This is a genomic window from Lentzea jiangxiensis, assembly GCF_900104175.1.
In the GTDB taxonomy this organism is placed as follows: Bacteria; Actinomycetota; Actinomycetes; order Mycobacteriales; family Pseudonocardiaceae; genus Lentzea; species Lentzea jiangxiensis.
The window spans coordinates 467,629-494,250 of the sequence record NZ_FNIX01000005.1 but is presented as its reverse complement, the minus strand read 5'-3'; the positions used below and the strand labels follow the sequence as shown (position 1 = coordinate 494,250).

Annotated in this window: 23 protein-coding genes; 10 read left to right on the top strand and 13 right to left on the bottom strand. The window is 71.1% G+C overall.

The features are described 5' to 3' along the window. The coding region (locus BLQ91_RS18995) for a fasciclin domain-containing protein (RefSeq protein WP_090098192.1) at positions 1–494 on the bottom strand (494 nt) is incomplete at its 3' end. 271 nt (positions 495–765) lie between these two features. Continuing rightward, on the bottom strand, positions 766–2,271 hold the full coding sequence (locus BLQ91_RS18990) for a molybdopterin-dependent oxidoreductase (RefSeq protein ID WP_245733621.1): 1,506 nt from the start codon (positions 2,269–2,271) through the stop codon (positions 766–768). 315 nt (positions 2,272–2,586) lie between these two features. On the opposite strand from BLQ91_RS18990, the gene BLQ91_RS18985 reads away from it, so the two are divergent. Continuing rightward, entirely contained in the window at positions 2,587–3,420 is an 834-nt protein-coding gene (locus BLQ91_RS18985; RefSeq protein WP_090098190.1) for an endo alpha-1,4 polygalactosaminidase, read from the top strand. 54 nt (positions 3,421–3,474) lie between these two features. On the opposite strand, the gene BLQ91_RS18980 is transcribed toward BLQ91_RS18985, so the two are convergent. Beyond that, positions 3,475–4,704, bottom strand: a complete 1,230-nt coding sequence (locus BLQ91_RS18980) for an extracellular catalytic domain type 2 short-chain-length polyhydroxyalkanoate depolymerase (protein WP_090098189.1) — start codon at positions 4,702–4,704, stop codon at positions 3,475–3,477. Between the two features lie 217 nt (positions 4,705–4,921). Beyond that, positions 4,922–5,386, bottom strand: a complete 465-nt coding sequence (locus BLQ91_RS18975) for a MarR family winged helix-turn-helix transcriptional regulator (RefSeq protein WP_090098188.1) — start codon at positions 5,384–5,386, stop codon at positions 4,922–4,924. A gap of 102 nt (positions 5,387–5,488) precedes the next feature. Here BLQ91_RS18975 and BLQ91_RS18970 point away from each other — a divergent pair, with 102 nt between their 5' ends. The 4 genes from BLQ91_RS18970 (at position 5,489) to BLQ91_RS18955 (ending at position 10,047) form a co-directional block, all read left to right on the top strand. Next, positions 5,489–6,652 (top strand): FAD-dependent monooxygenase, encoded by a 1,164-nt coding sequence (locus tag BLQ91_RS18970; protein WP_090098187.1) that lies wholly within the window; start codon positions 5,489–5,491, stop codon positions 6,650–6,652. Positions 6,653–6,661: 9 nt separating this feature from the next. Beyond that, positions 6,662–7,492 carry a PhzF family phenazine biosynthesis protein gene (locus BLQ91_RS18965; protein ID WP_090098186.1) on the top strand — a complete coding sequence of 277 codons (831 nt, stop codon included), beginning with the start codon at positions 6,662–6,664 and terminating at the stop codon, positions 7,490–7,492. A gap of 156 nt (positions 7,493–7,648) precedes the next feature. Further along, on the top strand, positions 7,649–9,034 hold the full coding sequence (locus BLQ91_RS18960) for a PP2C family protein-serine/threonine phosphatase (protein ID WP_090098243.1): 1,386 nt from the start codon (positions 7,649–7,651) through the stop codon (positions 9,032–9,034). Continuing rightward, the gene (locus BLQ91_RS18955; RefSeq protein ID WP_245733620.1) at positions 9,031–10,047 is read left to right on the top strand and encodes a cobalamin B12-binding domain-containing protein; all 1,017 of its coding nucleotides are present in this window, start codon (positions 9,031–9,033) and stop codon (positions 10,045–10,047) included. Before BLQ91_RS18960 ends, BLQ91_RS18955 begins: the two co-directional genes overlap by 4 nt. A gap of 37 nt (positions 10,048–10,084) precedes the next feature. Here BLQ91_RS18955 and BLQ91_RS18950 read toward each other — a convergent pair whose 3' ends face one another. The 3 genes from BLQ91_RS18950 to BLQ91_RS18940 form a co-directional block, all read right to left on the bottom strand. Beyond that, on the bottom strand, positions 10,085–10,339 hold the full coding sequence (locus BLQ91_RS18950; protein WP_090098184.1) for a Smr/MutS family protein: 255 nt from the start codon (positions 10,337–10,339) through the stop codon (positions 10,085–10,087). A gap of 81 nt (positions 10,340–10,420) precedes the next feature. Continuing rightward, the gene (locus BLQ91_RS18945; RefSeq protein WP_090098183.1) at positions 10,421–10,765 is read right to left on the bottom strand and encodes an STAS domain-containing protein; all 345 of its coding nucleotides are present in this window, start codon (positions 10,763–10,765) and stop codon (positions 10,421–10,423) included. A 1-nt stretch (position 10,766) separates the two neighbouring features. Continuing rightward, the gene (locus BLQ91_RS18940; protein ID WP_090098182.1) at positions 10,767–11,384 is read right to left on the bottom strand and encodes a DsbA family oxidoreductase; all 618 of its coding nucleotides are present in this window, start codon (positions 11,382–11,384) and stop codon (positions 10,767–10,769) included. Positions 11,385–11,455: 71 nt separating this feature from the next. On the opposite strand from BLQ91_RS18940, the gene mrf reads away from it, so the two are divergent. Further along, the gene (gene mrf, locus BLQ91_RS18935; RefSeq protein ID WP_090098181.1) at positions 11,456–12,544 is read left to right on the top strand and encodes a ribosome hibernation factor-recruiting GTPase MRF; all 1,089 of its coding nucleotides are present in this window, start codon (positions 11,456–11,458) and stop codon (positions 12,542–12,544) included. Positions 12,545–12,558: 14 nt separating this feature from the next. On the opposite strand, the gene BLQ91_RS18930 is transcribed toward mrf, so the two are convergent. Both BLQ91_RS18930 and BLQ91_RS18925 read right to left on the bottom strand, forming a co-directional pair. Next, positions 12,559–13,845, bottom strand: a complete 1,287-nt coding sequence (locus tag BLQ91_RS18930) for a glycosyltransferase 87 family protein (RefSeq protein WP_143022711.1) — start codon at positions 13,843–13,845, stop codon at positions 12,559–12,561. After that, positions 13,835–15,346 (bottom strand): mannosyltransferase, encoded by a 1,512-nt coding sequence (locus tag BLQ91_RS18925; protein ID WP_143022710.1) that lies wholly within the window; start codon positions 15,344–15,346, stop codon positions 13,835–13,837. The genes BLQ91_RS18930 and BLQ91_RS18925 overlap by 11 nt, the downstream gene beginning before the upstream one ends. A gap of 108 nt (positions 15,347–15,454) precedes the next feature. On the opposite strand from BLQ91_RS18925, the gene BLQ91_RS18920 reads away from it, so the two are divergent. Further along, on the top strand, positions 15,455–17,791 hold the full coding sequence (locus BLQ91_RS18920) for an ATP-binding protein (protein ID WP_090098178.1): 2,337 nt from the start codon (positions 15,455–15,457) through the stop codon (positions 17,789–17,791). A gap of 166 nt (positions 17,792–17,957) precedes the next feature. Here the strand turns inward: BLQ91_RS18920 and BLQ91_RS18915 are convergent, their stop codons facing one another. From BLQ91_RS18915 to BLQ91_RS18900, 4 genes are read right to left on the bottom strand one after another with little or no spacing between them, the layout of a single operon-like run. Continuing rightward, on the bottom strand, positions 17,958–18,863 hold the full coding sequence (locus BLQ91_RS18915) for a carbohydrate ABC transporter permease (RefSeq protein WP_090098177.1): 906 nt from the start codon (positions 18,861–18,863) through the stop codon (positions 17,958–17,960). Continuing rightward, positions 18,860–20,143 carry an ABC transporter permease subunit gene (locus BLQ91_RS18910; protein ID WP_245733617.1) on the bottom strand — a complete coding sequence of 428 codons (1,284 nt, stop codon included), beginning with the start codon at positions 20,141–20,143 and terminating at the stop codon, positions 18,860–18,862. Before BLQ91_RS18910 ends, BLQ91_RS18915 begins: the two co-directional genes overlap by 4 nt. 8 nt (positions 20,144–20,151) lie before the next feature. Then, positions 20,152–21,426, bottom strand: coding sequence for an ABC transporter substrate-binding protein (locus BLQ91_RS18905; protein ID WP_090098175.1), 1,275 nt, complete (start codon positions 21,424–21,426; stop codon positions 20,152–20,154). Positions 21,427–21,438: 12 nt separating this feature from the next. Beyond that, positions 21,439–22,629, bottom strand: a complete 1,191-nt coding sequence (locus BLQ91_RS18900; RefSeq protein ID WP_090098174.1) for an ABC transporter ATP-binding protein — start codon at positions 22,627–22,629, stop codon at positions 21,439–21,441. Positions 22,630–22,761: 132 nt separating this feature from the next. Between BLQ91_RS18900 and BLQ91_RS18895 the strand changes: the two genes are divergently transcribed. The 3 genes from BLQ91_RS18895 to BLQ91_RS18885 all read left to right on the top strand — a co-directional run bounded on the left by BLQ91_RS18895 (position 22,762) and on the right by BLQ91_RS18885 (position 26,508). After that, a complete protein-coding gene (locus tag BLQ91_RS18895) occupies positions 22,762–23,448 on the top strand; it encodes a response regulator transcription factor (RefSeq protein ID WP_090098173.1) in 687 nt (228 codons plus the stop codon). Then, the gene (locus BLQ91_RS18890; RefSeq protein ID WP_090098172.1) at positions 23,445–24,659 is read left to right on the top strand and encodes a sensor histidine kinase; all 1,215 of its coding nucleotides are present in this window, start codon (positions 23,445–23,447) and stop codon (positions 24,657–24,659) included. The genes BLQ91_RS18895 and BLQ91_RS18890 overlap by 4 nt, the downstream gene beginning before the upstream one ends. Before the next feature lie 358 nt (positions 24,660–25,017). Then, on the top strand, positions 25,018–26,508 hold the full coding sequence (locus tag BLQ91_RS18885; protein WP_176959815.1) for a sigma-70 family RNA polymerase sigma factor: 1,491 nt from the start codon (positions 25,018–25,020) through the stop codon (positions 26,506–26,508). Positions 26,509–26,622 lie beyond the last annotated feature (114 nt).

The window sequence follows — 26,622 nt, the reverse complement described above, 5'->3', positions numbered from 1 at the left end:
GGCGTGATCTGGCCGGGAACCACGTGGTAGGTCAGGATCTTGGTCAGCAGCGCGTCGTCGGTCTTGAGCTTCTCGATCGTCGCGGCGTCGATCTTCGCGAACGCCGAGTCGACCGGCGCGAACACCGTGAACTCCGCGCCGTTGAGCGTCGAGACCAGGTTCACCTTCGGGTTGAGCTTGCCCGACACCGCGCTCACCAGCGTCGTGAGCAGCGGGTTGTTGCTCGCCGCGGTGGCGACCGGGTCGGCGGCCATGCCCGAGACGGAACCGGCACCGGACGGCACCTGCTTCGCGTAGTCGGCACAACCCGGACCGACGAGGTTCGAGGCCGGATCCGCCATCGCCGACGACGACGGGGCCATCGAGGTCGTCGAGGTAGTGGTGGTGGTGGTGGAGCTGCTGCTGGCCATGTCGCCCGAGCCGCACGCCGCGCCGAACAGGGCGAGCGAGGCGGCGCCGAGGGCCAGGACGGTGTTGCGGACGGTCTTGTTCATGACGGGACATCTCCAAGGGGTGAGTGGAACTTCTGTTGCTCGTGATTCGGCACCGCTCCGAGGGCGGATGGGTGTGGTTATCCTTCTGTTACCAACGGATCCGCGAGCTACGTGCGACCTGCGGTGACGTTCCACCTGGAACCGCAGTCCACTGTGGATCTGGAAGCCGGACCGGCACCGCACCGGCTCGACCCTGCCCGACGACGGCGAACTCCGTTCGCCGTCCGGTGTTCCTGCGGTCAGGCCTCTCAGCGCGGGCTGCGGTGACCGGTCAGCCGGCCACCGACGTGAACACCATCGAGTGCCAGCCGGTGGCACCGTCCGGAATCGGCGCGGCACGCTCGTTGGTCTGCGTGTAGCCGTTGCGGTCGGTGGCACGGCATTCCACGGTGTGGTTGCCCTCCCGCAGATCCAGCTCGATGCGCCACATGCGCCACGTGTCGACGTTGACCTCGGTGGCGAGCGTCGCCTGCTGCCACGGCCCGCCGTCGACCCTGACCTCGACCTCGTCGACGCCCAGGTGCTGGGCCCACGCGATGCCCGCGACGACGAACCTGCCCACCGGCACCCGTTCGAAGGACTTCGGCCGGTCGATCCTGGACATCACCTTGACCGGTGCCTTCTTCGCCCAGCCGCGCTCCGCCCAGTACGGGTCGAACGCGTCGAAGGTGGTGAGTTCCATGTCCACCAGCCACTTCGTCGCGGAGACGTACCCGTAGAGACCGGGAACCACCATCCGGACCGGGAACCCGCGCTCCAGCGGCAACGGCTCACCGTTCATCCCGACGGCCAGCAAGGCGTTCGAGCCGGGTGCCATGATCGAGGCGACCGGCGTGCCGCACGTCCAGCCGTCCACGCTGCGCGTCGCGAGCTGGTCGGCACCGGGCCGCACCCCCGCCTCCCGCAACAGCTCCGCCAGGTCGACCCCGATGAAGTTCGACGTCGAGATGTACGGGCCACCGACCTCGTTGGACACGCACACGAGCGTGATGGTCTTCTCCACCAACGGCCGCCGCAGCAGGTCGTCGTAGGTGAGCACCATCTCGTTGTCCACCATGCCGTGCACCCGCATCCGCCAGTCCTCCGCACGCAGGCGGGGAATGCTGAGCGCGGTGTCCACGCGGTAGAACTTCTCGTTCGGCGTCAGGAACGGCGGGGTGCCCTCGCGCGTGAAGTCGGCGCCGAACGGGATCTCCGGCGCCTTCCGCCCCGGCCGCAGCGTGATGCCGCGCCGGGACGCCTCGACGTCCACCCGCCCGGCGAGGAACTGACCGCCCACCGCCGCGACACCCGCCCCGGCCGCGATCGCCGCCGTGGAGATCAGAAAACGCCGCCTGTCCTGCGCCGGCGCGGCAGCGGGCGCCTGGGCCCACAGCCAGCGGAAAGCGGCGACACCGACGACCAGGCTCGCCAACGGCGCCAGCACCGCCCACGTGGTCGAGGTGGGCCGGGCCAGCACCGCGGCGACCCCGAGCAGCCCGAGCGCGCCGGCGAGGGCGGTGCCCGGCCACGGGCTGCGCCGCGACAGCAGGCCCGCCACCACACCGAGCGCGACGAGCACGACGGCCATGCCCGCGAGCAGCACCACCTTGTCGTTCTCGCCGAACGCGCGGATAGCGAAGTCCTTGACCGGGTGCGGTGTCAGGTCGATCGCGGTGTTGCCGACCGCCAGGAACGGCGAGGCCAGCGGGCTCACGAGTCCCGCGACGAGGTGTCCCGCCGCCAGCGCCGCGGCCACCGACACCAAGCCGATGAGGATGGATCGTGTTGCCTTCACACCTCTGGTTCGGAACGGGCCACCGACCAGATTGGCCCGGTCTCCGATCAGGCGACGACGACCTCCACGCCCGCCGGTGGCGAGGAGGTCGATCGTGGGCCTCGGGCAGAGGCCGGAAGCCGTGTGGAGCGCGTTCGTCACGACCTCCAGCGACCTCGTGGTGGTGAGGAGGCGGGCCGCTCGTGATCAGTCCCGGACAGCTCGAAGGCGCGAGGGCCGTGACCGATTGAGATCGCTTTCTGGCCCCTCCGAGGCCTCCGTGGCTAGGGTCGCCCGCACTGAACCACCTGTGAGCGATGAAGGAGTTTGGCGCTTATGACATCCCCTGCGCGCGCCCTCACCCGGACCGCGCTCGCCGCGGTCGCCGCCGCGGCGTGCGTCGCCGGACCGCTGACCCCGGCGAGCCACGCGGCCGCGGTCGAGCTCCCCCCGGTCGGCGCGGTGCTCGACTACCAGCTCGGCACCGCCTACACCCCGCCCGGCGGCGTGAACCTGGTGACGCGCGACAGCACCGCGTCGCCCGCACCGGGCATCTACACCATCTGCTACGTCAACGGGTTCCAGAGCCAGCCCGGTGACCGCGCCGTCTGGCTGAACCAGCGCGGCCACCTGGTGCTCAAGGACTCCTCCGGCAGGCCGATCACCGACCCGAACTGGCCGGACGAGCTCCTGCTCGACACCTCGACGGCCGCGAAGCGCACCGAGCTCGCCTCGATCATCGGCGCCACGATCGACCGGTGCGCGGCCAAGGGCTTCAAGGCGGTCGAGGTCGACAACCTCGACTCCTACCTGCGCTCCCGCGGCAAGCTGAGCGTGAACAACAACCTCGCCTACGCGAAGCTGCTCGCCGACCGCGCGCACGGCAAGAACCTCGCGATCGGCCAGAAGAACTCCGCCGAGCAGGCCTACCGCGGACGCACCGAGGTCGGGTTCGACTTCGCGGTCTCCGAGGAGTGCCACCGCTGGGAGGAGTGCTCGTCCTATTCGGACGTGTACGGCTCGCACGTGATGGACATCGAGTACACCGACGACCTGCGCGGCACGTTCGAGGACGTCTGCGACGACCCGGACACCCCGGCCACGACGACGTTGCGCGACCGCTACCTGGTCGGGCCGGACGACTCCGAGTACGCGTTCGACCACTGCTGAGCCGGCCGCCGGGGGTGGCGGTGCGCACCGCCACCCCCGGAACTCACGCGCCGGTCAGCACTTCACCCAGTGGTTCGGTGAGGTCTGCCGGATCGCGCTGGTGGTGAAGGTGTTCCACAACCCCAGCGGCTGGTTCGAGCCCAGCGCGTAGGTCTGCCCCAGGTTGGCGTAGGCGCGGCCCGCGACGGTGTGGGCGTAGTTGCTCGCGGTGACGCACTGCGAGGTCGGCGGAGTGGTGGTCGTGGTCGTGGGCGGCGTGGTGGGAGTGCCGCCGGACAGCGCCCTGACCATGTTCACCACGGCCGTCATCTGCGGACCGGTCTTGAGCGGGTACCGCGCGGACTGGTAGCCCCACCAGTCCCAGCAGCCGCGCGGGTTCCCGGTCATCGTGGTGGCCTGCGGGTAGAGCACGATCATGTTGTTGGTGTCGGCGTACTCGTTGAGATAGGCCTTGTCCAGCAACGCGTTGCCGATCAGCCCGAAGTACTGGTAGCACCCGTGCAGGGTCACCATCAGCTTGCAGGGCCCCGTTTCGCACGACCTCGGCACGTACGCGAAGCCCTCGCGACCCATGCTGATCGCCGCCGCGTTGCCGCCCGGCGCGTGGGTGTTCTGGTCGAACTGGACCAGCCTGCCGGACACCGCGGAAGCGGCCGGGTTCACCCGTCCGAAGAGGTGCGTGAGCATCTCCTTCACCGGGTCGGTGGTGCCGCACCTGTTGACGTACGGCGAAGTCGAGGTGCCGCAGGCGTTCGGGCCGATCGGGCTGATCCACGCGTGGCCCGCCGCGGTGGTGTTGTCGTACACGACCCGCGCCCCGAAGTCGCGGTAGTAGGTGGCGAGATCGTCGTTCACCGCCCGGTCGACCGTGTCGTCGGCACTGCCGTGGAAGAGCCACACGGGATCGCCCGACAGGTTCTGCGGTGGGTCGACGGACCCGGCCGAGGCGCGCGTGCGGGTGAGCTGCTCCAGCTCCGCCGGCGTCTTGCGGGCCTGGAAGGTGTCCATGCACGCGAGCAGGGCGGTGTTGAGGTGGTTCTGCGCGCAGTCGTAGGCACCGGCGGAGAAGATGCCCGCGCCCTGGAAGACGCTCGAGTACGCGACGTGGAGCTGGTTCGCCATGAAGCCGCCGGACGACAACCCGCTGACGTAGGTGCCGGTGACGTCGTACTTGGTGAGCGAGCCGGACTGCGGTGGCGGGACGGCCGCCAGCGAGATCGACAGGGATGCGGCGGCCAGGCCGGTGGCGGCCGCCAGAGCCAGGACCACGTTCCTCGGACGCATGTGTTCGCCTCCGTCATTGCAGGCAGGACATGGCTTCCGAGGTTAGGAGCCGGCGAATGGGCAGCACCACGTGTGCGGGCTACACCTCGCCCGGCGCGCGGACGTTGCGCGGCACCATTGCCCCCGCCACCGCAGGACGACTACGGAGGGACCATTCCCAGGTCCTGGGTGTGCGGGGTTCCCGCAGCACCTGTCCCGCGCGACGGGGTTCGTCCGGTCAGCCGAGGTCGTCCATCCGCGCCCGGAGGTCGTCCACGAAGCGGCCGAGCAGCCGCCCGAACGTCTGCTGGTCCTCCTCCGGCCAGTCGGCGATCGCGCCCGTGAACCAGCCGAGCACCGCCTCCAGGTAACGGCCGGCCGCGGCGGCCCCGGAGCCGGTCAGCTCGATCAGGCGCGCGCGCTGGTCGGTCGGATCGGTGACGCGCTGGACGAGGCCGGTGCGTTCGAGGTCGTGCAGGAGCCGCGTGACGTGCGGGCCGACGACCTGCATCCGCGCGGCGATCTCCCCGACCCTCAGGGGCTGCCCGGCCATGCGCAGGGTGATGAGCACCGTCAGGCCAGGTCGTTCCAGGGGTACACCGACCTGCTCCATCGCCCGCTCGACCAGCTGGCTGCGGTTGAGCACGGTGCCCAGCTGCATGAGGTGCGGCAGCAGCGCTGCGGGGTTCAGGGCCTCACTCATTTCACTTACCTAACTTAGGTATATGCTTGCCTCAGTCGCAGTGAACCGTAGCGATCACCGCGCCCCAAAAAAGGATACCTAAGTTAGTTATCTGGAGGCACCATGAGCACCGTCCTGATCTCCGGCGCCAGCATCGCCGGGCCCGCACTCGCGTTCTGGCTGCGGCGGCGGGGCGTCGAGGTCACCGTCGTGGAGAAGTCCCACACCCTGCGCGGCGGTGGCTATCCCGTCGACGTCCGCGGCACCGCGCTGAGCGTGGTCGAGCGCATGGGGCTGCTCCCCCGCCTGCGGGAAGCCCACGTCGACACGCGGCGGATCACGTTCCTCGACGCCGACGGCAGCGAGGCCGCCTCGCTGCGGCCGGAGGTGCTGATCGGGGGCGACGGCAGTGACCTGGAGGTCCGCCGCGGCGACCTCGCCGAGATCCTCCACGAGACCACGCGTGACGACGTGGAGTACCTCTTCGACGACACCGTCGTCGCGATGAGTGACGGACCCGGCGGTGTGGACGTGACTTTCCGCAGCGGCCTGCAACGCACCTACGACCACGTCATCGGCGCCGACGGCCTGCATTCGACCGTGCGCGAGTTGACGTTCGGACCGGAGGAGCAGTTCCACCGCTACCTCGGCTACTGCTTCGCGGGCTTCACGATGCCCAACCACCTCGGGCTCGACCACGAGGCGCTGCTGTGGAACGAACCCGGTCGCGCCGCCGCGCTCTACGCGGTGGGCAGTGGCGAGAACGTGCACGGCTTCCTGAGCTTCACCCGTGACGAGGCGCCGTTCGGGGCCTTCCGCGACCCCGAGGCCCAGCGCGACCTGGTCGCGTCGGTCTTCGCCGACGACGGCTGGGAGGTCCCGCGCCTGGTCGAGGCCCTGCGTGCCGCCGACGACCTGTTCTTCGACACGGTCAGCCAGATCCGCATGCCGCGCTGGTCGTCCGGGCGGGTGGCGCTGGTCGGGGACGCCGCCTACGCGCCGTCGTTCCTCACCGGGCAGGGGTCGAGCCTCGCGCTGGTCGGCGCCTACGTGCTCGCCGGTCACCTCACCTCCGCTCCCGAGCAGGCGTTCGAGGCCTACGAACGCTCCACGCGCCCGTTCGTCGAGGCGAACCAGGGGCTGGTCGAGAAGGGCAACGCCGAACTGTTCCCCGCCACCGCGGAAGCACTCGCCGCGCGCAACGCCGCCTTGCGCGCACGGACCACCATGCCTGCCGAGGCCAGCCGTCCGGAGCACTCCGCGATGACGTTGCCCGATTTCGGTTAACGTCGCTGGATGCGGACGTTCAGCCAGGTCGACGTGTTCACCGACGAGCTCACCAAGGGCAACGCGCTCGCGGTCGTGCACGACGCGGAGGGCCTGACCACGGAGCAGATGCAGGCGTTCGCGAACTGGACGAACCTCGCGGAGACGACGTTCCTCCTGCCGCCGGCCGATCCTGCCGCCGACTACCGGGTGAGGATCTTCACCATCAGCCGCGAACTGCCGTTCGCGGGTCACCCGACGCTCGGCTCGGCCCACGCGTGGCTCGAAGCGGGCAACACGCCGCGCGATCCCGGCCTGCTGGTGCAGGAGTGCGGGGCCGGGCTGGTGGAGGTGCGCCGCGACGGCTCACGGCTGGCGTTCGCCGCTCCGCCCCTGGTGCGCAGCGGTCCGGTCGACGACCTGGAAGCCCTGGCGGCGGCGCTCGCGATCACACCGGCGGAGATCGCCGGTGCGCAGTGGGCCGACAACGGGCCCGGGTGGGTGGCGGTGCTGCTCCACTCCGCCGAGGCGGTGCTGGCCGTGCGACCCGACTACGCCCGGTTCGGCGCGTTCACCGGCATCGGCGTAGTCGGGCCGCACCGCGCGGGCGGGGAGGCGGCGTTCGAGGTCAGGGCTTTCGTCAACGAGGGCGAACGCTTCGAGGAGGACCCGGTCACAGGTAGTCTCAACGCCGCCATCGCCCAGTGGCTCATCCCGGCGGGGATCGCCCAGCAGCGGTACGTGGCGGCTCAGGGCACCGCGCTCGGCCGGCGCGGGCGCCTGCACCTCGACCAGGTAGAGGGCCGGATCTGGGTCGGCGGGAACACCGTGCTCGGAATCACCGGACAGGTGGCGCTGTGATCGTCCTCAGAGGACATCTTACCCTCGTTCGAGAGGGTTCAAACGTTGTTCTTGATCCGGCTCTGATGAGATGATTCGCAGGTGGTCACGGTTTCGAGCTGGTTGCATTCGCCGTGCCCCGCGCTTGTGGTTGACGCCGCCGGTGCAGTGCACGGCATGAACGACGCAGCCAAGACGCTCCTCCCCCAGCAGGTCTCCCCCACGCGGTGGCGCCACGGCGAGTCCGTGGACATCGCCGAACGCAGCTACGCCGCGCACCGCGTCGACCACGCGGACGGCACCGTCACGTGGTGGCTGCTCGACGAGACCGACCTCCGGCTGGAACGCGAGCGCGCGCAGTTGCTGACGCGCATGTCGAGCGCCTTGATGACGTCGCTCAACCCCGAGCGGTGCATGACCGTCGTCGCCGAGCTCGCGGCCGAGCACCTGGCGGACGAGGCGGTGGTGATCGCACCGCAGTCGGACCACGGCCACCCCGTCACGCGCTGCCGCCGCGGCGAGGCGCCGACCTACGACCTGGAGCACCTCGACGTCGAGGAGGTCGTGGGTCTCAGCGAGGCGCTGCGCGGTTTCCCGCCGGTGCCCTCGCGCTGGATCGACCCGGCCGTGGCGCCGGACTGGCTGGCCAGGGACGTGGTGTCCATCGTCGTGACGCCACTGCCCGGTCACGGCGTCGCGGCCGGTGCGCTGGTCCTCATCCGGCGGGACAAGCAGTTCACCGAGGACGAGGAGGCGTTCGCGCGCCTGTTCGCGTCCCGCGCGGGAGTCGCGATCTCCGCGGCCAGCCTGTTCACGCAGCAGGCCGAGATCACCGAGCGGCTGACCCGCGACCTGCTGCCGCCCACCCTGCGCCGGCACGAGCACGTCGACCTCGCCGGCCGCTACCGCGCGTCCGGTGCGACCGAACGCGTCGGCGGCGACTTCTACGACGTCCACCAGCTGCCCGGCGACGAGCTGTTCGTCGTGCTCGGCGACGTCTGCGGCAAGGGGCTCGACGCGGCGGTGCAGACCGGCAGGGTCCGCACGGCGCTGCACGCGCTGCTGCAGGTGGTCACCGACCACGACCGGATGCTCGACGCCCTCAACCAGGCGCTGCTCACGACGGACCGGTCGCGCTTCATCACCACGGTCGTCGGCACCGTCCGCCCCGTCGACGAGGGCCTGCACGTGAAGCTGACCTCGGGCGGGCACCTGCCGGCGTTGATCGTGCGGGCCGGGGGCACCGTCGAGGTGGCGAACACCAGGGGCACGCTCGTCGGCATCCTGGAGAAGATCATCACGACGACCGACGAGGTCGTGCTGGCACCCGGCGACTCGTGCCTGCTCTACACCGACGGCATCACCGAGGCCGTCGGCGGCCCGCTGGGCGACGAGGAGTTCGGTGAGGACCGGCTGCGCCGCGCGCTGGAGGCCTGCGGTGGCATGCCGGCCGAGGCGCTCGTCGAGCACGTGCACATGCTCGCGGCCCGATGGGTCGGCAGCGGCACCCACGACGACATGGCCGTACTCGCGATCACCGCGCCTCGGAGGAGGTCTTCGTGAACGCTGTCGACGCGCTGTGGGAAGCCGCGCTGGACGGGGACGAGCACCGCGCGACCGACGTGGTGCTCGAAGCCGCCGCCGAGCTGGGCCATGAGGCCGCGCTGCTCGACGTGGTCGGCGGTGTGCAGCGCCGGGTCGGCGGCGAGTGGGCCGCGAACCGGATCAGCGTGGCGCAGGAGCACGCGATCACCGCGATCAACGACCGCGCGGTCACCGCGTTGTCGATCACGAGGCCGCGCGTCGAGCCGGTGAACGGCCGCGTGACGGTGGCGTGCGTGGACGGCGAGTGGCACGCGCTGCCCGCGCGGTTGCTGGCGGAAGTGCTGGCGCTGCGCGGTTTCGCGGTCGACTACCTCGGCGCGCAGGTGCCCACGCCGCACCTGATCACGCACCTGCACCGCACCGGCCCGGACGTGGTGGCGCTGTCCAGTTCGATCGCCACCCGGCTGCCCTCGGCGCACGCCACGATGACGGCGTGCCAGGCGGCGGGCGTGCCGGTGATGGTGGGAGGGGCCGCGTTCGGCCCGGACGGCGAGTACGCGCGGCGGTTCGGCGCCAACGCGTGGGCCGCCGACGCCCGCTCCGCCGCGGACATGCTGCTGTCGCAGAAGCTGCCGAAGCCGACGGCGCCGCACCAGCCGATCGACCACCTGCCGCACCTCGCCGACCAGGAGTACACGCTGGTGACGCGGAACGCGCGTGATCTCGTGCGCTCGGTGTACCGCGGCCTCGAAGACCGGGTGCCCGCCATGCGGTCCTACAGCGACGAGCAGAAGCACCACACGGCCGAGGATCTCGCGCACATCGTCGAGTTCCTCGCCACCGCGCTGTACATGGACGACGACGCTCTGTTCCGCGCCTTCCTCTCGTGGACGAGTGATGTGCTCGGCGCGCGGGGAGTTCCCCCGCAGGTGCTCGAGCCGGCGCTCACGCTGCTGTCCGAGCAGCTGCGCGACTTCCCACGCGCACAACGGATGTTGGCCCTGGCGCCGGAGAGAACGCTCTCCGCCTGAGTCCGTCGACCGCGTGATGCGGCGCACGCGCTGAGCGCTACTTCAGGTGCACCAGCACCATCCCGTCGTTGCCCGGCGCGACCTCGGCCCGCCGGTACAGCTTCTTCACGTGCGGTTGCCCGAGCATCGCCAGGACGCGGCTCCTGAGCTTGCCGGACCCCTTGCCCGTGACGATCTCCAGCAGCGGCACGCCCTGACCGGCCGCGCGGAACAGGGCGTTGCGCACGGCCAGGGCGATGTCCTGGTCGCTGCGGAAGACCGGGTGCAGGTCGACGGTCAGCTTGTCCGGCAAGGGTTTCTCTCCACCACTGGCTGCTGGTGCCCGCGAGCGAGTCGATCGTCGCCGGCACGCCGTCCGGTCCCGGACACCCGGCTACCTCCCCCGCAGCGCCTCGTCCAGGCTGAGGTACAGCTCCAGCGTCTCGTTGAGCGTGGTCGCCCGCAACGCGCGCAGAACGCTGCCCCGCGGGGAGACCAGCCGCAACGGGATGCCCCGGTCCTCGCCGAGCAGGTGGTACTCCACGAGCACCGAGAGCCCGGCGGACGCGAAGAACTCGACCTCGCTCACGTCGAGCACCACCGGCAGCTTCGCGCCGAACGCTTCGGCGAGCTTCTCGCGCAACTCGTCCGCCGTGTAGGAGTCGACCTCCCCCTCGGCGCGCAGCACGACGGCGGACGGCAGCTGTTCCACGTCCACCTTCAACGGCGTTTCTTCCACCTCACACCTCCCAGGCCTGGGTCAGGGCACGCGCGAACACCTCGGCCGGCTGGGCACCGGCCACGGCGAGACGCCCGGCCACGACGACGAACGGGACACCGGTGACGCCCAGGTCCCGGGCGCGCTGCTCGTCGGCGCGCACCTCGTCGGCGTGGGCGGCGGGGTCGGACAGGACCGCCTTGACGTCGGCCGCGTCGAGGCCGGCCCCGGTGGCGACCTCCGACAGCGACTCGGGGGTGAAGAGCGAGCGCGCTTCGGCGAAGTTGGCGCGCAGCACGGCGTCGAGGACCTGCTGCCCGATTCCGCGCTCCCCCGCGAGGTGCAGCAGGCGGTGCACGTCGAACGTGTTGCCCACCTCGCGGTCCAGCCGGTAGCCGAGGCCCTCGTCGCGGGCGAGCTGGGCGACGGACTCCTCCATCTCGGCGGCGCGCGGGCCGAACTTGGCGGCGAGCACGTCCTGGGCGGACTCCACGCCCTCCCTGCCCGGGTCCAGCTCGAACGCGCGGTGCACCACGGTGATCTCGGCGCGGTGCTCGAACTCGGCCAGCGCCTTGTCGAAGCGCGCCTTGCCGATGTAGCACCACGGGCAGATGACGTCAGCCCAGAACTCGACCTGCATCGTTCGATCATGTCATGCCTGACGCCACCCGCGATTCAGAAACGATAATCGTTATCATGTACTGTGCGGGCATGGCAGCACGGGTCGTATTGGTAGCCGGGTTCACCCACCACGACGTGGCCGACGAGCTGTGGCGGGCGTCGCCGGAGTCGGCGCTGGTCAGGCACGACCTGAGCGGCTTGGCCGACGGGGTCGTGCGGCGCTGGGTGGACGGCCGGCTCACTGTGCTGGAGCTCGCGCACGGGTGCGTGTCGTGCACCCTCCGGCTGGACCTCGTCCCGTTGCTCGAGGAGCTGGACGGGCGCGTGGTCGTGCACCTCGACCCGGTGCTCGAACCGGAGGCCGTGTGCTTCGCACTGAGCGGGACGGACGTCGAGGTGGAGGCCGTCGTCACAGTCGTCGACACGGCGACGTGGCTCGACGACGCGACCGGGGACGACTCCCTCGCGGACCGGGGCATGCGCGCGGCCGAGGGCGACGAGCGGACGGTCGCGCAGGTGGTGGTCGGCCAGGCGGAGTTCGCGGACGCGCTGGTGCTGACCGGTTCGTGCGACCCGGTGCTCGCCGCGGTGCTCGACCGGCTCACCCCGCACGCCCCGCGGCAGACCGCCGACGGCCTGGACGTCACCGCGCTGCTCGCGGCGATCCCGGCGGAGTCGCGGCGCGGCGAGATCGACGACGGCTTCGCTCCCCTGCTCCACGGGCAGCCGCCTCTCGAACCGGCGCACGGTGTGGCGGTCGTCCACTTCACCGAGCGGCGCCCGTTCCACCCGATGCGGCTGCACGACTCCATCGACGTGCTCCTCGACGGCGTGGTGCGCGTGCGCGGCCGGGCGTGGGTGGCGAGCCAGCCCGACGCGGCGCTGTGGCTCGAGTCCGCGGGCGGCGGGCTGCGCGTGGGCAACCTCGGCCCCTGGCTCGCCGCGACCGGCGACTGGTCGGAGGCCGACGCGGACCGGCGTGCGGCGGCCTCGCTGCTGTGGGACCCGTACTACGGCGACCGCAACCAGGAGTTCGTGGTGATCACCCGCTCCGCCGACGCCGCCCGGATCGAGGCGGCGCTGCGGTCCGCGCTCGTGACCGACGAGGAACTGGCGCTGATCACCGAGCTCGACTTCGCCGACCCGTTCGCCGAGTGGCACGAGGAGATGGAACTGTAGGCGCGCACCGCCTGTCAGGAGCTGGTGTTCATCGGGGTGGACCTCGACGCGACCGGGTTCGCGGCGGGTCGTGAGGTGTGGCGGACGTTCTTCGACCGGCTGCCGGAGCGGGACCTGAGCGACCACGCGACCACCACGAGCGTGACCAGCGCGAACGCCGGGTAGGCCCAGCCGAGCAGCGACAGCCAGCCCGGCCTGCTGACCGTCCAGATCGTCGGCTGCCGGTCCAGCTGGAACGCGATCACGTCCAGGAACATCACCGGGACCCAGAGCGCCAGCAGGGTGGTGCGGGTCCACGGTGCGACCTTCTCGTGCACCGACCAGATCAGCAACGGCGCCACCCACACCCAGTGGTGGTCCCAGGAGATCGGCGAGAGCAGCAGCCCGAGGAACTGCACCGACAGCACGCCGATCAGCACGTCGCCCGCCCGCACCGCCGCGGTCAGCGCCACCAGGGCGATCACCGCGGAAAGCACGGCGGCGACGATCCACGGCCACGACATGCCGACGTCGTACCCGAGACTGCGCGACAGCGCCCCGCGCAACGACTGGTTGTGCGCGGTGGCGACCGGGCCCACCCGGTCCGGGTCGCCGAACAGCACGAACCAGTACTGGCGCGCCTGCTCGAAGTTCACCGCGAACCCGAGGCCGACGCTCACCGCGAACGCGGCCACCGACCACACCGCGGCCTTCCACCTGCCGGTGGCGAGGAAGTACAGGCCGGAGATCGCGGGCACGAGCTTCACGCCCGCCGTGAGGCCGATCCCGGTGCCCGCGACCCCGGGGTCCCGCGCCACCAGCGCGGCCAGCACGACTCCCGCCAGCAGCAGGTTGATCTGACCGAACTCGAAGGTGTGGAAGACCGGCATCATCCACAGCAGCACCGCGGTCCACAGCAGCGCCCGCCGCCGCCACAGCTTCGCGTCGATCGTCCAGCCCTGCCCCGCGACCAGCCGCAGCGCCACCCGCACCACCCAGTACAGGCACACCACGGTCAGCACGCGGAAGCCCCACTGGGCGGCGCCCCAGAACAGCCACGTCATCGGCAGGAACACCAGCGCGCCGAACGGCGGGTAGGTGAACGGCAGCGGGAAGTCCGCGGGCGAGTGCGGCGAGAACACCCGGTACAGGTCGCCTTCCAGCACGTGCGGGGCGAGCGACCAGTAGACGCGGAGGTCGATCGAGTCGTTGCCGAAGCCGGTGACCATGACCTGGGTGCGCACGAGGGCGGACACCACCAGCAGCCAGGGCGCGACGGCGAGCAACCGCTGTTCCAGCCGTGCCAAGTGCTCAGGTCGCAACACGTTCTGCTTTCCGGGTCGTCTGCAACAGCTTCGGCGTCACCGCCAGTGTGATCAGTGCGAGCGCCGGGTAAACCCAGCCGAGCGCCGCGAGCGGCCAAGGTCTCGGGATCTCCCAGATGGACGGCTGCCGGTCGATCAGGAACGTGATGATGTCCGAGCAGACGGCGACCACCCACACGGCGGCGAGCACCCGGTCGCGGTGCGCGTGGACCAGCCACAGCACCAGCGGGATCACCCACAACCAGTGGTGGCTCCAGGAGATCGGCGAGACCAGAAGCCCGAATAGCTGCACGGTGACCACCGCGGACAACGTGTCCCCGGCGCGCACGGCCGCACGCAGCGCAGGCCACGTCAGCACGGCCGACACCGCCACCGCGAGCAGCCACGGCCACGACATCTCGACGTCGTACCCGAGCGTGCGGGACAGCGCGCCGCGCAACGACTGGTTGATCACGGAGCCCACCGGCCCGACCCGGTCGGCCGCACCGAGCAGCTCGAACCAGTAGCGCCGGGAGTCACCGGCGGAGACCAGGAAGCCGAGCGCGACGGTCACCAGGAAGCCCGCCACCGACCACGCCGCGGCCTTCCACCTCCGCGTGGCCAGGAAGTACAGGCCCGAGATCGCCGGCGTGAGCTTCATCCCGACGCCGAGCCCGACGCCGAACCCCGCCACGCTCTGCCGGACCGCCACCACCGCCGCGAACACGCCGGCCACCAGGACGAGGTTGACCTGTCCGAAGTCGAGGGTCTTGCGCACCGGCTCGAACCACAGCGCGACCGCGGTCCACAGCAGGGCGCGCCGCCGCCAGGTGCCGTCCCAGGGCTCCTCCGCCCGGGCCGCCAGCAACCCCAGCGACGTCCGCACCAGCCACCACAGGCAGACCAGCGACAGCACCTGCCAGAAGACCTTGGCGGCAACCCAGGGCAACGCCGACACGGGGAGGAACACCGCCGCCGCGAACGGCGGATACGTGAAGGGCAGCGGGAAGTCGGCCGTGAACGGCATGGTGGTCGTGTAGAGCCGGTCGCTCAGCACGTTCGGCGCGAGGCTCCAGTAGACCTTGAGGTCGATCATGCCCCAGTCCGCGGGGTGGCCGAGAGTCCAGGCGTAGACGCCCAGGGACAGGCACAGCACCCACGGCGCGAACCCCAGCACACGCTGCTCGATCACACGGACCACCGTACGGCGAGCGCTCCGGCCGCTTTCAGGCAGTTCGGCCGGAGGACTCGGCCGGTGCCGCTGCGGTCCGTTGTGGAGCGGGAGCATCGCCGGCATCGCGAGCGCGACCCGCACGTAGGTGTCGAGCTCGCGCAGCCGCGTCACGAACACCAGGAACACCGCGGCGAACGCGGGCCAGGCGTTGTCCCGCAGCGCGAGGAACAGCAGCACCGGCACGCACCACACCCAGTGGTGCAGCCAGGATACCGGTGCGGCCAGTGCACCGGTGAAGAAGCGGTGGACACCTGTTCGAAATCGTCCGCGGAGACGGTTGTCCACTTGCTGAACAACCGGCAGATCCACCGGAAGAAACGCTCCTGCCAGCAACGACGTCCAGACTCGGGCGTCTGGTGGTAAGCATGGGCGCGCTGGAGAGGAAGGAGGCGCATGGCGAGCACGACGGCGTTCGGGGATTTTCTCCGCTTCTACCGATCGCGAGTTCCGCTGACGCAGGAAGAACTGGCGGAACGCACCGGTCTGAGCACACGGGCGATCAGCGACATGGAGCGGGGCCGCACGCTCAGCCCGCAGTTCCGCACCGTGCAGCTGCTCCTCGACGGGCTCGGACTGCGCGACGAGGAGGCGGCGGAGTTCACGGCGCTCGCCCGCGCGAGCCGGGTCGTGGCGGCGCAGAACCGGCCCGAGGCGCCGTCCACCGCGACGTCCTCCTCACTGCCGCCGGTGCTGCTGGAGCTGACCGGCCGAGACTCCGAAAGGCTGCTCCTGGAGGGGTTCGCGGCCGACGCCTCGTCGTCGTCACGGCTGCAGATCGCGGTGGTCCACGGCGCTCCCGGCTCCGGCAAGACCGCGCTCGCCGTCGACGCGGGCCACCGGCTGGGCGCGCGGTTCGCGGACGGCTGCGCGTTCCTCGACTTGCGCGGCACCGACACCGAGCCGCTGGCACCGGACCGCGCCGCGCACCGGCTGCTGCGGTCGTTCGGCGTGCAGGAGCGCCAGATCCCGTCCGACCCGGACGACAAGCTGTCGCTGTACCGCTCGCGGCTGCGCGACCGGACCGTGCTGCTGGTGCTGGACAACGCGGCGAACGAGGCGCAGGTGCGGCCGTTGCTCGCGTCGAGCCCCGGCACGCTCGTCCTGCTGACCAGCCGCCGCGTGTTGACCGGCCTCGACGCCCGGCACCGCCTCGCGCTGGAACTGCTGCCCCCGCACCACTCCGTCGAGCTGCTCGGCGTCGTGACGGGCGCCGACCGCGTGGCGGCCGAGCCCGAGGCCGCCGCGCGCGTCGCCGAGCTGTGCGGGGGCATGCCGCTCGCGTTGCTGATCGCGGGCAACCGGCTCACCAGCAGGCCGCGGTGGACGATCGGCCACCTCGCCGGGCAGCTGGAGGACGAGGGCAGGCGCCTGTCCGTGCTGCGGGCGGGCGACCTGCAGGTGCGGGCGGCGTTCGAGATCTCCTACCACCAGCTCGGTCCCGGCGCCGCCGCGTTGTTCCGCAGGCTCGCCCTCGTGCCGAGCCCCGGCGCCGACGCGGCCCTGGCGTCCGTCCTCACCGACGACGCCGAGGAGGCGCTGGAGGAGCTGGCCGACGCGTCGTTGCTGGGCATCAGCGAGACGCCCGGCCGGTACACGCGCCACGACCTGCTGCAGGTGTTCGCGCTGGAACGGCTCGAACTCGACGAGGACCCGGCCGTCGTGGCCGAGGTGCGCACGCGGTTGCGGCATTGGCTGCTGGACGTCGCCACCGGCGCCGCCCGCTTCTTCGACCACGATCGGGAAGCCACGCCGTCCGGTCCCGTGCACGACAGGGAGTCCGCCTCCCGCTGGCTCGAACTGGAGCTGGAGAACTGGCGCGAGGCACTGCGGTGGGCCGTCGAGGCGGGCGAGCACGACCGCGTTCTCGCGCTGGCACAGGCGATGCACTGGTACTCGGACATGCACGGCGTCGGCGACCTGTGGCGCGACGTCTTCGCCGCAGGCGCACACGCCGCCCAGATGCTCGGCAACGCCGAAGACGCCGCCGAACAGCTCAACTACCTTTCGTGGGCGCTCTACGCGCTGTGCGGCCGCCCCCACGAGGCACTGGCCGTGCACAAGAAAGCCGCTCTTGCGCCCGAAAACACCATCACCGAGGCCTGGACCTGCTACTACGGCTCGGCGATCCACCGCCGCGTGGGCGAAGCGGAGGAGGCGGTGCGCCTCGGCCGCCGCTCCGTCGAGCTCTTCGAGCGAGCCGGCTACCAGATCGGCGAGAACCTGGCCCTGTCCCTGCTGGGCTTGGTGCTGCACACCGCGGGCCACCTCGCCGAGGCCGTCGAGGTGCAGCAGCGCAGCGTCGACCAGCACCGCAAGGCCGGCGGCGACGACGAACTGCTGTCGATGATGCTCATCCGCCTGGCGACGACCGTGGCCGCCTCGGGCGAGGTGCCGGCCGCACTGGACCTGCTCGACGAGGCCGAGTCGTTGTTCCGCCGTCACTCCAACACCGCGGGCACCGCGCGGGTGCAGCACAACCGCGGCCTGGTGCTGATGGACGCGGGCCGGTTCGCCGAGGCCCGCGCGCAACTGCGGGCGGCGCTGGCCGAGGCCCGGCTGTCGGACCACCGGGTGGAGATCATGGCTCGGCTGGCCGAGCTGGCCGACGCCGCCGGGGAGCCGGGTCAGGCCCGGGAGCTGCGGGTGCGGGCGCTGGCCGAGTGCGACCGGTACGACACTCCCGCAGTGCGGCGGACGGCGGCGAAGCTGGTGGCGGCGTTGACGCACTGACGAAGTGCGTTGATGCGCCGTGCAGCCACCTGGCCCACTTGAGAGTCGCGCCCTTGCAGGCCCGCGACCATGCGCAGGACACGAGACCTGCCGCGGGCCTGCCGGGCCGGGCGGCGCGGCGAGCTCACAGGTCGTCGCACGCGCCCGGCCGACCACCTGACGGCGGTCACTTCGTGGACCCCGCCAGCACCCCCTGCACGAAGTACTTCTGGAACAACAGGAACACCCCCAACGGCACGACCATCGACAGGAAAGCCCCGGTGGCCAGCAGGTCGATGTTCGTCCCGAACTGCCTCAGCTGAGCCCGCAGGGCCACCGTGATCGGCGCCGAGTCCTGGTCCGCGAACACCAAGGCCACCAGCATGTCGTTCCACACCCACAGGAACTGGAAGATCGTCAGGGAGGCGATCGCCGGCTTGGCCACCGGCAGCACGACGCGCTTGAAGATCACCCACTCCGTGGCGCCGTCCATCCGCGCGGCCTCGATCAGGTCGCGCGGGATGCCGGTGAAGAAGTTGCGCAGCAGGAAGATGGCGAACGGCAGGCCGAACGCGACGTGGAACAGCACCACGCCGGTGATCGTGCCGAACAGGCCCAACGCGCCGAACAGCTTCGCCACCGGGATCAGGGCGACCTGGATCGGCATGACCAGCAGGCCGACCACGACCACCGTCAGGGTCTCGCGGCCGGGGAACTCGATCCACGCCAGCGCGTACGACGCCAGCGACGCCATCACGACGACCAGGACCGTGGCGGGGACGGCGATGTAGAAGGTGTTCAGGAACGACTGCCACACCGCCTTGTTCGCCACGAGCTCGGCGTAGTTCGACAGCGTCAGCTCGGCGGGCTTGGTGAACACGGTCCACCAGCCGCTCCCGGTGTTGGCCGACTCGTCGCGCAACGACGCGACCAGCAGGCCGAACACCGGCACCAGCCAGAACAGCGCGATGAGCGTCAGCAGGAGCTGCACGAAACCGTTGCCCAGCTTCGAGCCCAGCCTCGTCAGCACACCGCGTCCGGGCGCGCCGGACACCGGCACGTCGATGCGGATCTCGTCGGCCACCGGGGTCACGACCGCTCCCGTCGGAATCGGCGGATGTTGAACAGCACGGCCGGGGCCACGAGCAGGAGCAGGACCACCGCGAGCGCGCTGCCCGCCCCCTGGTCGCCACCCGTGCCGAACGACACCTGCCACATCTGCAGCGCCAGCACGTTCGCCTCGGACTGCACCGAACCCGGCGCGATGACGAACACCAGCTCGAAGATCTTCAGCACGTTGATCACCAGCGTCACGAACACCACCAGCAGCACCGGCGAGAGCAGCGGGACGGTGACGCGGCGGAACACCTGCCACTCCGTCGCGCCGTCGACCCTGGCGGCCTCCAGCGCGTCGCGCGGGATCGCCGAGAGGCCTGCCGCGATGAACGTGATCGCGAAGCCCGTCATGATCCAGATCCACGACGAGATGATCACCGGGGTGATGAACGACGGCCCCAGCCAGGTCAGGCCGCGGAACGGCAGCGCGAAGTTCTCCGGTGGCAGCCGGACGGTGACGTCGGCGGAACCCGGGTCGGGGAAGGTGAACCTGCCGTCGTCGCCGGTGGTGGTGCGGGCCACGACCTGCCCGTCCCGCACGGCCTCCACGGCGATGCCCGGCAGGCCGCGCTCGACCGGGTCGACCTTGCCGGCGTTGCCGCCGACCGACACGTCGAGCCACACGACGCCGCGCAACTCGCCGGCGCCGGCCGTGGGCTGCGACGCCGGGACGGCCTGCGGGGGCACGTCCTGCGGCGAGAACCCGATGAGCGGCAACGAGACCGTGTCGCCCGCCTTCGACGGGCGGACGGCGGTGAAACCCGCTTCCGTCGCGGCGTAACCGACGCGCGGCCGGGCGCCGGGGTACCGGGAGGCCGGGCTGAAGACGTCGTGCACGCCGACCAGCACCGCGTTGACGACGCCCTGGTTCGGCGCCTCCTCGTAGACGAGGCGGAAGATGATGCCGGAGGCGAACAGCGAGATCGCCATCGGCATGAACAGCACGAGCCGGAACGCGGTGGCCCACCGGATGCGTTCGGTGAGCACGGCGAGGACCAGGCCGATGCCGGTGACCGCCGCGGGGGCGACGACCACCCAGAGCACGTTGTTGCGGAACGCGGTCAGCGTCCGCGGGTCGGTGAACGTGTCGACGTAGTTGCGCAGGCCGACGAACTCGTCGCCCGAGGCGTCGAAGAAGCTGCGGACCAACGAGAACACCAGCGGGTACAGCACGAGCGCCGCGAGCACCACCAGCGCGGGGAGCAGGAACGGGATGGCCTGCCGGGGCGAGCGCCCCGGCGCGGCGTCCACGTTCACGCGAAGCCTCATTCGCCGTAGGCCTTGGCCGCGTTGGCTTCGAGGCGCCGCATGGTCCCGTCGACGTCCTTCGGGTCGGCCAGGAAGTCCTGCAGGTCCTTCCACTCCCCCGCGCCCTTCGTGCCGCCGAACGCGGCCGGCGCGAGGTCGGACATGTCGAACCGGACGTTGTCGCCCGCGTCGACGACGCGCTTCGCGAGGTCCTGGGTGACCTCGTCGGGGTAGGCGCTCTCCGGGATGTCCCTGTTGGGCGAGAGGAACCCGCCGAGCCCTGCCCACACCTCGCCCGACTCCGGCGAGGCGAGGAACTCCATCAGCTCGGTGGTCGCCCTGTCGTCCTTGAACTGCACGGCCATGTCACCACCGGCGACGACGGCGTCCTTGCTGCCCGCGACCGAGGGGAACGGGAAGAACTTAGCGTCCTGGCCGACCTTCGCCCCGGTGTTGGTGGTGATGATGCTCGCGACGAAGTCCGCCTCGAAGACCATCGCGGCCGCGGGTGGCTCGCCGAAGACGTTGATCACGGACTTCGGGAACTCGGTCTGCAGCGCGCCGCTCGCGATCAGCGTCGGGTCGCCCCAGAGCTTCGCCAGTTCCTCCAACGCCTTGCGCACCGAGGGGTCGGTCCACGGGATCTCGTGCCTGGCGAGCTTGTCGTAGTTCTCCGGGCCCGCGGTGCGCAGGTAGACGTTCTCGAACCAGTCGGTGAGCGTCCAGCCGTCCGCGCCGCCCACCGACACCGCGGCGAGGCCGGTCTCGGAGATCGCCCTGCCGGTCTCGACCAGGTCGTCCCACGTGGCCGGCGGGGTGGCACCGACCTGCTGGAAGGCCTTCTCGCTGTACCAGAAGGCGGACTTGTTGGCCGTCTTGAAGGTGAAGCCGTAGAGCTTGCCGTCGACGCTGCCGAGCTGCTTCCACACCGCCGCGTTGTGGTCCGTGACGGCCTTCTCGACGTCGGCGTTCACGGGTTTGAGGGCGCCGGCCCTCGCGAACTGGGCGACGAGGCCGGGCTGGGCGATCAGCGCGACGTTCGGTGGTGTGCCGCCCGAGATCCTCGTCTGCAGCACTGTCGGGAGCTCGTCACCGGCGGGCGTGTACCGCACCTCCGCGCCCGTCTTCGCGCTGAACGCCCGCAGCACCTGCTCGAAGTTCTTCTGCTCGTCCCCGGTCCAGGGGCCGACGACCTCGACCGCCTGCCCCTTCAGGTCCGCGCCGGTGCCCGCCGCACCCCCGGAGCACGCGGCGGCGGTGAGCGCGAGAAGCGCGATCCAGTGCTTCCTCATCGAAGCTCTCCTCTACTTCCAGATCGAGGACCCGGTGACCGGGTCGAAGAAGTGCAGCCGGGAGGTGTCCACCCAGGCGGCGACGGGTTGTCCTTCGTAGATGCGGGTGCGCGGGCTGAACCGGCCGACGAGGACGGTGCCCTTGGCGGTCCTGGGCAGGTCGTCGGTACCCGCGTCCTTCGCGAGCTCGCGGGTGTCGTCGGTGACGACGGGCGGGACGTCGACCGGGAAGTGCACGAGGACGTCGGAGCCCATGGCCTCGACGAGGTCGGCGACGGAGTGCAGGATCTCGCCTTCGCGGGCGTCGGCGAGGGCGGTGTCCTCCATGTCCTCCGGGCGGATGCCGACCACGACCTCGCGGCCGACGTACTGCCTGAGCCTCGGGCGGCCCCGGAGAACGGACTCCGGCAGCAGCAGGGCGTCGGAGTCGAGCGACACCCAGTACCGGCCGTCGTTCTCGTCGAGCCGCGCGGACACGAGGTTCATGCCGGGCGAGCCGATGAAACCCGCGACGAACAGGTTGACCGGGCGGTCGTAGAGCTCCTGGGGCGGTCCGACCTGCTGCAGCACCCCGCGCCGCATCACGGCCACGCGGTCGCCGAGCGTCATGGCCTCGGTCTGGTCGTGCGTGACGTACACGGTCGTCACACCGATCTCGCGCTGGATCCGCGCGATCTGCGCCCGCATCTGCACGCGCAGCTTGGCGTCCAGGTTGGACAGCGGCTCGTCCATCAGGAACGCCTGCGGGGCGCGCACGATCGCCCTGCCCATCGCGACGCGCTGCCGCTGGCCGCCGGAGAGGTTGCGCGGCTTGCGGTCGAGGTGCTCGGTCAGCTCGAGGACCTCGGCGACCTCGCGGACGCGGTGGTCGATCTCGGACTTGGGGAGCTTGCGCAGCGTCAGGCCGAACGCGATGTTGTCGTACACGTTCAGGTGCGGGTAGAGCGCGTACGACTGGAACACCATGGCCACGTCGCGGTCACGCGACGGCACGTCGTTGACGAGCTGCTCGCCGATGTGGACGGTGCCCTCGGTGATCTGCTCGAGCCCGGCGATCATCCGCAGCGCCGTCGTCTTGCCACATCCCGACGGGCCGACGAGCACCAGGAACTCGCCGTCGCGGATCTCCAGGTTGAGATCGGTGACGGCACGGGTGCCGTCACCGTAGGCCTTGCCCAGACCCGTCAGAACGACTTCTGCCACGCCAGCTCCCCGGTTCGGTGTGACTGCAGACGGTAGGACCGCCCGCCCCAACTGAGTTTCAAGGACGAAACACGATCTCGATAACCTCGAAACACCCTCCCCATCGGCGGGTCCACTGCTTACGCTGCGTGTATGTCGAAGGTGCTGGTGGTCGAGGACGACCCGGTGGTCCAGGCTGCGCTCGTGCACGCGCTGACCGACCTCGGGCACGTCGTGCTGGCCGTCGGCACCGCCGTGGCCGCGCTGCGCGAGGCGGGCACGGCGGAGCTGGACCTCGTGATCCTCGACCTGGGGCTGCCGGACCTGGACGGCGTCTCGGCCCTGCGGATGCTGCGCGGGGTGAGCAACGTGCCGGTCATCGTGGCCACCGCGCGGGGTGCCGAGGCTTCGGTCGTCAGCACGCTGAACGCGGGCGCGGACGACTACATCGTGAAGCCGTTCTCGTCCGAGCACCTGGCCGCGCGGATCAACGCGCTGCTGCGCCGCACGGGTGGTGCCGCGCCCGCGTCGGCGGACATCGTCTCCCTCGGCGACCTCCGCATCGACCTCGCCCAGCGCTCCGCCACGCTCGGCGGTGCCGCGATCGCGTTGAGCAGGCGGGAGTTCGACCTGCTGACCTACCTCGCGCAACGGCCGGGGCGCGTGATCTCGCGGCGGGAGCTGTTCCAAGCCGTGTGGGGCAACCCGTACGTCGGCGACGACAAGACGATAGACGTCCACGCCTCATGGCTGCGGCGCAAGCTCGGCGAGACGGCCGCGCATCCGCGTTATCTGCACACCGTCCGAGGAGTGGGGTTCAAGCTGGCGGCGCCGGAATGAGATCGGTCATCACCCGTGCCCTGCTGCTCGCAGCAGGGCTGGTGACAGCGGTTCTCCTCGCCACCGCCGGGTTCCTGGCGCACTCGAACGCCTCTTCGTCCGCCGCCGCGGCTGATCGCCAGGACGTGGCGGTGGTCGCCGGGGTGCTCGCGGTGTCCTCGGACCCCGACGCCGTGCGGGGGACGATCGCACGCACGCGGGCCGGTGCGGAGGGCCGGTTGTCGGTCGTGCTCGCCTCCGGCACACGGCTCGGCGCGGGCGGGGGTGTTCCGGCCGCGTCCGTGTCGGGAGCTGTCGTGTCCGTCGTCCCCGCTGCCGTTCCGTTCCCGTTCGGCTCGGTGTTCCTGATCGCCGGAGTCGCCCTGGCCGCCCTGGGACCGGCGTTGTGGCTGGGACACCGGCCCTTCACGCCGGTGCTGGCCGCGTTGCGGGAGCTGTCCTCGTCGGTGGGGCGGCGGGTGCGGCTGCGCGGGCCTCGCGAGCTGGAGGAGCTGGCCGCCTCGATCGACGAGGCCTCGTCGCGCACGGCCCAGCTGCTCGCGAAGGAGCGGGAGATGATCGCGGACGTCTCGCACCGGCTGCGGACCCCGCTGGCGGCCCTGCGGCTGGACGCCGACGCGATCGGTCCGGGTCCGGTGGCCGACCGGATCCGCAGCGCGGTCAGCACCCTGGGCCACGACGTCGACCGGATCATCCAGGCGCTCCAGCCCGCCGAGGGCGAGTCGCCCGGCACGTGCGACGTGGCGTCGGTGGTCGAGGCGCGGATGAGGTTCTGGTCCGCGCACGCCGCCGACCAGGGCCGGGTGTGCGAGGTCGACGTCGGCGAGCCGTGCCGGGTGGCGTTGTCACCCGACGCGCTGGGCGCCGTCGTCGACGCGTTGCTGGAAAACGTCTTCCGGCACACTCCCCCGGCCGCTCCGGTCGGGGTGTCGGTGGTGCGGCACGCGGGCTGGGTGACGCTGGTCGTCGAGGACGGCGGCACCGGTGTCGCCGACCCGTCCTCCGCGTTGCACCGCGGCAGCAGCGGAGGCGGGTCGACCGGGCTCGGCCTCGACATCGCCCGTGCCGCCGCCGAGGCCACGGGCGGCACGATCCACCTGGAGAGGGGCCGGCTGGGCGGGGCGCGCGTGCGGCTGCGGTTCGGGGAGGCCAACAGCCACCACGAGCCGGCGAGCCCGCGCGCGTGGCGGCTGTGGCGCGGCCACCCCTGACCGTCAGGGCGCGTCGACCTCGAACGGGTCGTGCGGCGGACCGGGCCTGGCGAGTCCTGTTCAAGTCTTCTGTGGACAGTTCGGTTCCGGGCGCGGGTCGAGGACCACAGGCCGGATGATCACCGCGGCGACCGCGCTCCCCACGCGCGGCGCACACCGGAACCAGCCGGGTCAGGAAGTCCGCCGCGCAGAGGAGAACGGGCGACCGCCAGAGTCTTCCGGCCTGTGTTGGTGGAGACTTGTACCAGTCCGAAAACCTCTTTTATTACATCAGGTTCGGATGCGTGGATTGTTCGTGTTGGGTCATGTCGATAGGGTCCGCACATCAGTGCTGAGCAACGCGGTAAGGCGGCTTTCTTTGATCGGGCAGCGCGGACGACCGCCGTCGGACTCCGACCTGATCGACGCCGTCAGAGACGGCGAGGTCGAGGCCTACGGCAAGCTGTACGAACGCCACGTGCGCTCCGCGACCCTCCTGGCGATGCAGTTGTCCACGTCCCCGGCGGACGCCGACGACCTCGTGTCGGACGCGTTCGCGAAGGTGCTCGCGGCGCTGCGGTCCGGTGGCGGTCCGGGCACGGCGTTCCGGCCGTACCTGCTGACGGCCGTGCGGCACGCCGCCTACGACCGCACCCGCAAGGAGAAGCGGCTCGAACTGGCCGGTGACGTCGAGGAGGTGCCCGGCGCCACCAAGGTGACGAGCGTGCCGTTCCGCGACAAGGCCCTCGAGGACCTGGACCAGACGCTGGCGGCCACGGCGTTCGCGGCGCTGCCCGAACGGTGGCAGACGGTCCTGTGGCACACCGCGATCGAGGGCCAGACGCCCGGCGAGATCGCACCGCTGCTGGGCTTGACCCCGAACGGTGTCTCCGCGATGGCGTTCCGTGCGCGCGAAGGTCTGCGCAAAGCGTTCCTGCAGGCGCACGTCAACCAGGAGCCGTCGGAGCGGTGCCGCCCGACGGTCACGAAACTGGGCGCCTGGACGCGGGGAGGCCTGAAGGGCCGCGACGCCGTCCACATCGACGAGCACATGGACACCTGCGCCGAGTGCCGCAAGCTCGCCAGCGAGCTGTCCGACGTCAACGGCGCGCTGCGGGGCATGGTCGCCCCGATCGTCCTCGGCACGGGCACCGCCGGGTACCTGGCCGCCGCCGCGACCGCGACCAAGGGCGCCGCGGTCACCCTCACCGCGTCGTCGTGGCTCGGCGTCGCCGCCTCGGCCGCCGCGGTCGTGGTCGTCGCCGCCTCGGGTGTCGTCACGTCGGAGAGCCCCGGCAACTCCACCCCCGGCGCCGCACCGGCGATCACGGCGGTCACCACCACGGCCGGCACCACCGCCGGCACCACGGCGGCCAACCAGCCCGGCTCCCCCCAGAACGCGGGCAGCGCACCCACGGCCGGCTCCGCCGGTTCCGCGCTCACCCAGGGCGCCCAGCCGAACGCGAACACCGGCCCGGCGGCGGTCACCGCCACGACGACGGCCGCGGGTCCTGGCGATGTCCAGCTCGCGAGCAGCGCACCGAGCGGCATGGCCATGACCACCACGGGTCCGGCCGACGACATGGACATCAAGATCACCAACAACGGCTCGGCACCCACCACCGTGCCGGCGCTGACGCTGACCATGCCGGACAAGGTCAAGATCGTGGGACCGGGCAACGTCCAGGCCGGGGTGATCGGGTGCCCGGCGGGCACGGGCACCGTGACGTGCGAGGGCGGGCAGACTCTCGCACCCGGCGAGTCGATCACGTTCCGCGCGCGGCTGCAGGCCGGTCCGAAGGCCGAGAACGGCGTCATCACCGGTGTGGCGGGGCCCCTGCGGATGAGCATCCCCGTCACGATCTCGTAGCGCCGAGTCCACTTCGGACGGCGGAAGTCACGGGCACGGCGCACCATGAACGCGTGCAGGAGCTCACGGCGGCGCTCGCCCGGTTCGAAGCGCCGTTCCGCACGCTCGTCAACT

Coding starts and splice junctions, on each gene's coding strand:
- BLQ91_RS18905 (WP_090098175.1), bottom strand. CDS start 21,426: ATGAGGAAGCACTGGATCGCGCTTCTCGCGCTCACCGCCGCCGCGTGC.
- mrf (WP_090098181.1), top strand. CDS start 11,456: ATGGCAGCACGGGTCGTATTGGTAGCCGGGTTCACCCACCACGACGTG.
- BLQ91_RS18940 (WP_090098182.1), bottom strand. CDS start 11,384: ATGCAGGTCGAGTTCTGGGCTGACGTCATCTGCCCGTGGTGCTACATC.
- BLQ91_RS18980 (WP_090098189.1), bottom strand. CDS start 4,704: ATGCGTCCGAGGAACGTGGTCCTGGCTCTGGCGGCCGCCACCGGCCTG.
- BLQ91_RS18960 (WP_090098243.1), top strand. CDS start 7,649: ATGAACGACGCAGCCAAGACGCTCCTCCCCCAGCAGGTCTCCCCCACG.
- BLQ91_RS18975 (WP_090098188.1), bottom strand. CDS start 5,386: ATGAGTGAGGCCCTGAACCCCGCAGCGCTGCTGCCGCACCTCATGCAG.
- BLQ91_RS18965 (WP_090098186.1), top strand. CDS start 6,662: ATGCGGACGTTCAGCCAGGTCGACGTGTTCACCGACGAGCTCACCAAG.
- BLQ91_RS18985 (WP_090098190.1), top strand. CDS start 2,587: ATGACATCCCCTGCGCGCGCCCTCACCCGGACCGCGCTCGCCGCGGTC.
- BLQ91_RS18920 (WP_090098178.1), top strand. CDS start 15,455: ATGGCGAGCACGACGGCGTTCGGGGATTTTCTCCGCTTCTACCGATCG.
- BLQ91_RS18970 (WP_090098187.1), top strand. CDS start 5,489: ATGAGCACCGTCCTGATCTCCGGCGCCAGCATCGCCGGGCCCGCACTC.
- BLQ91_RS18895 (WP_090098173.1), top strand. CDS start 22,762: ATGTCGAAGGTGCTGGTGGTCGAGGACGACCCGGTGGTCCAGGCTGCG.
- BLQ91_RS18890 (WP_090098172.1), top strand. CDS start 23,445: ATGAGATCGGTCATCACCCGTGCCCTGCTGCTCGCAGCAGGGCTGGTG.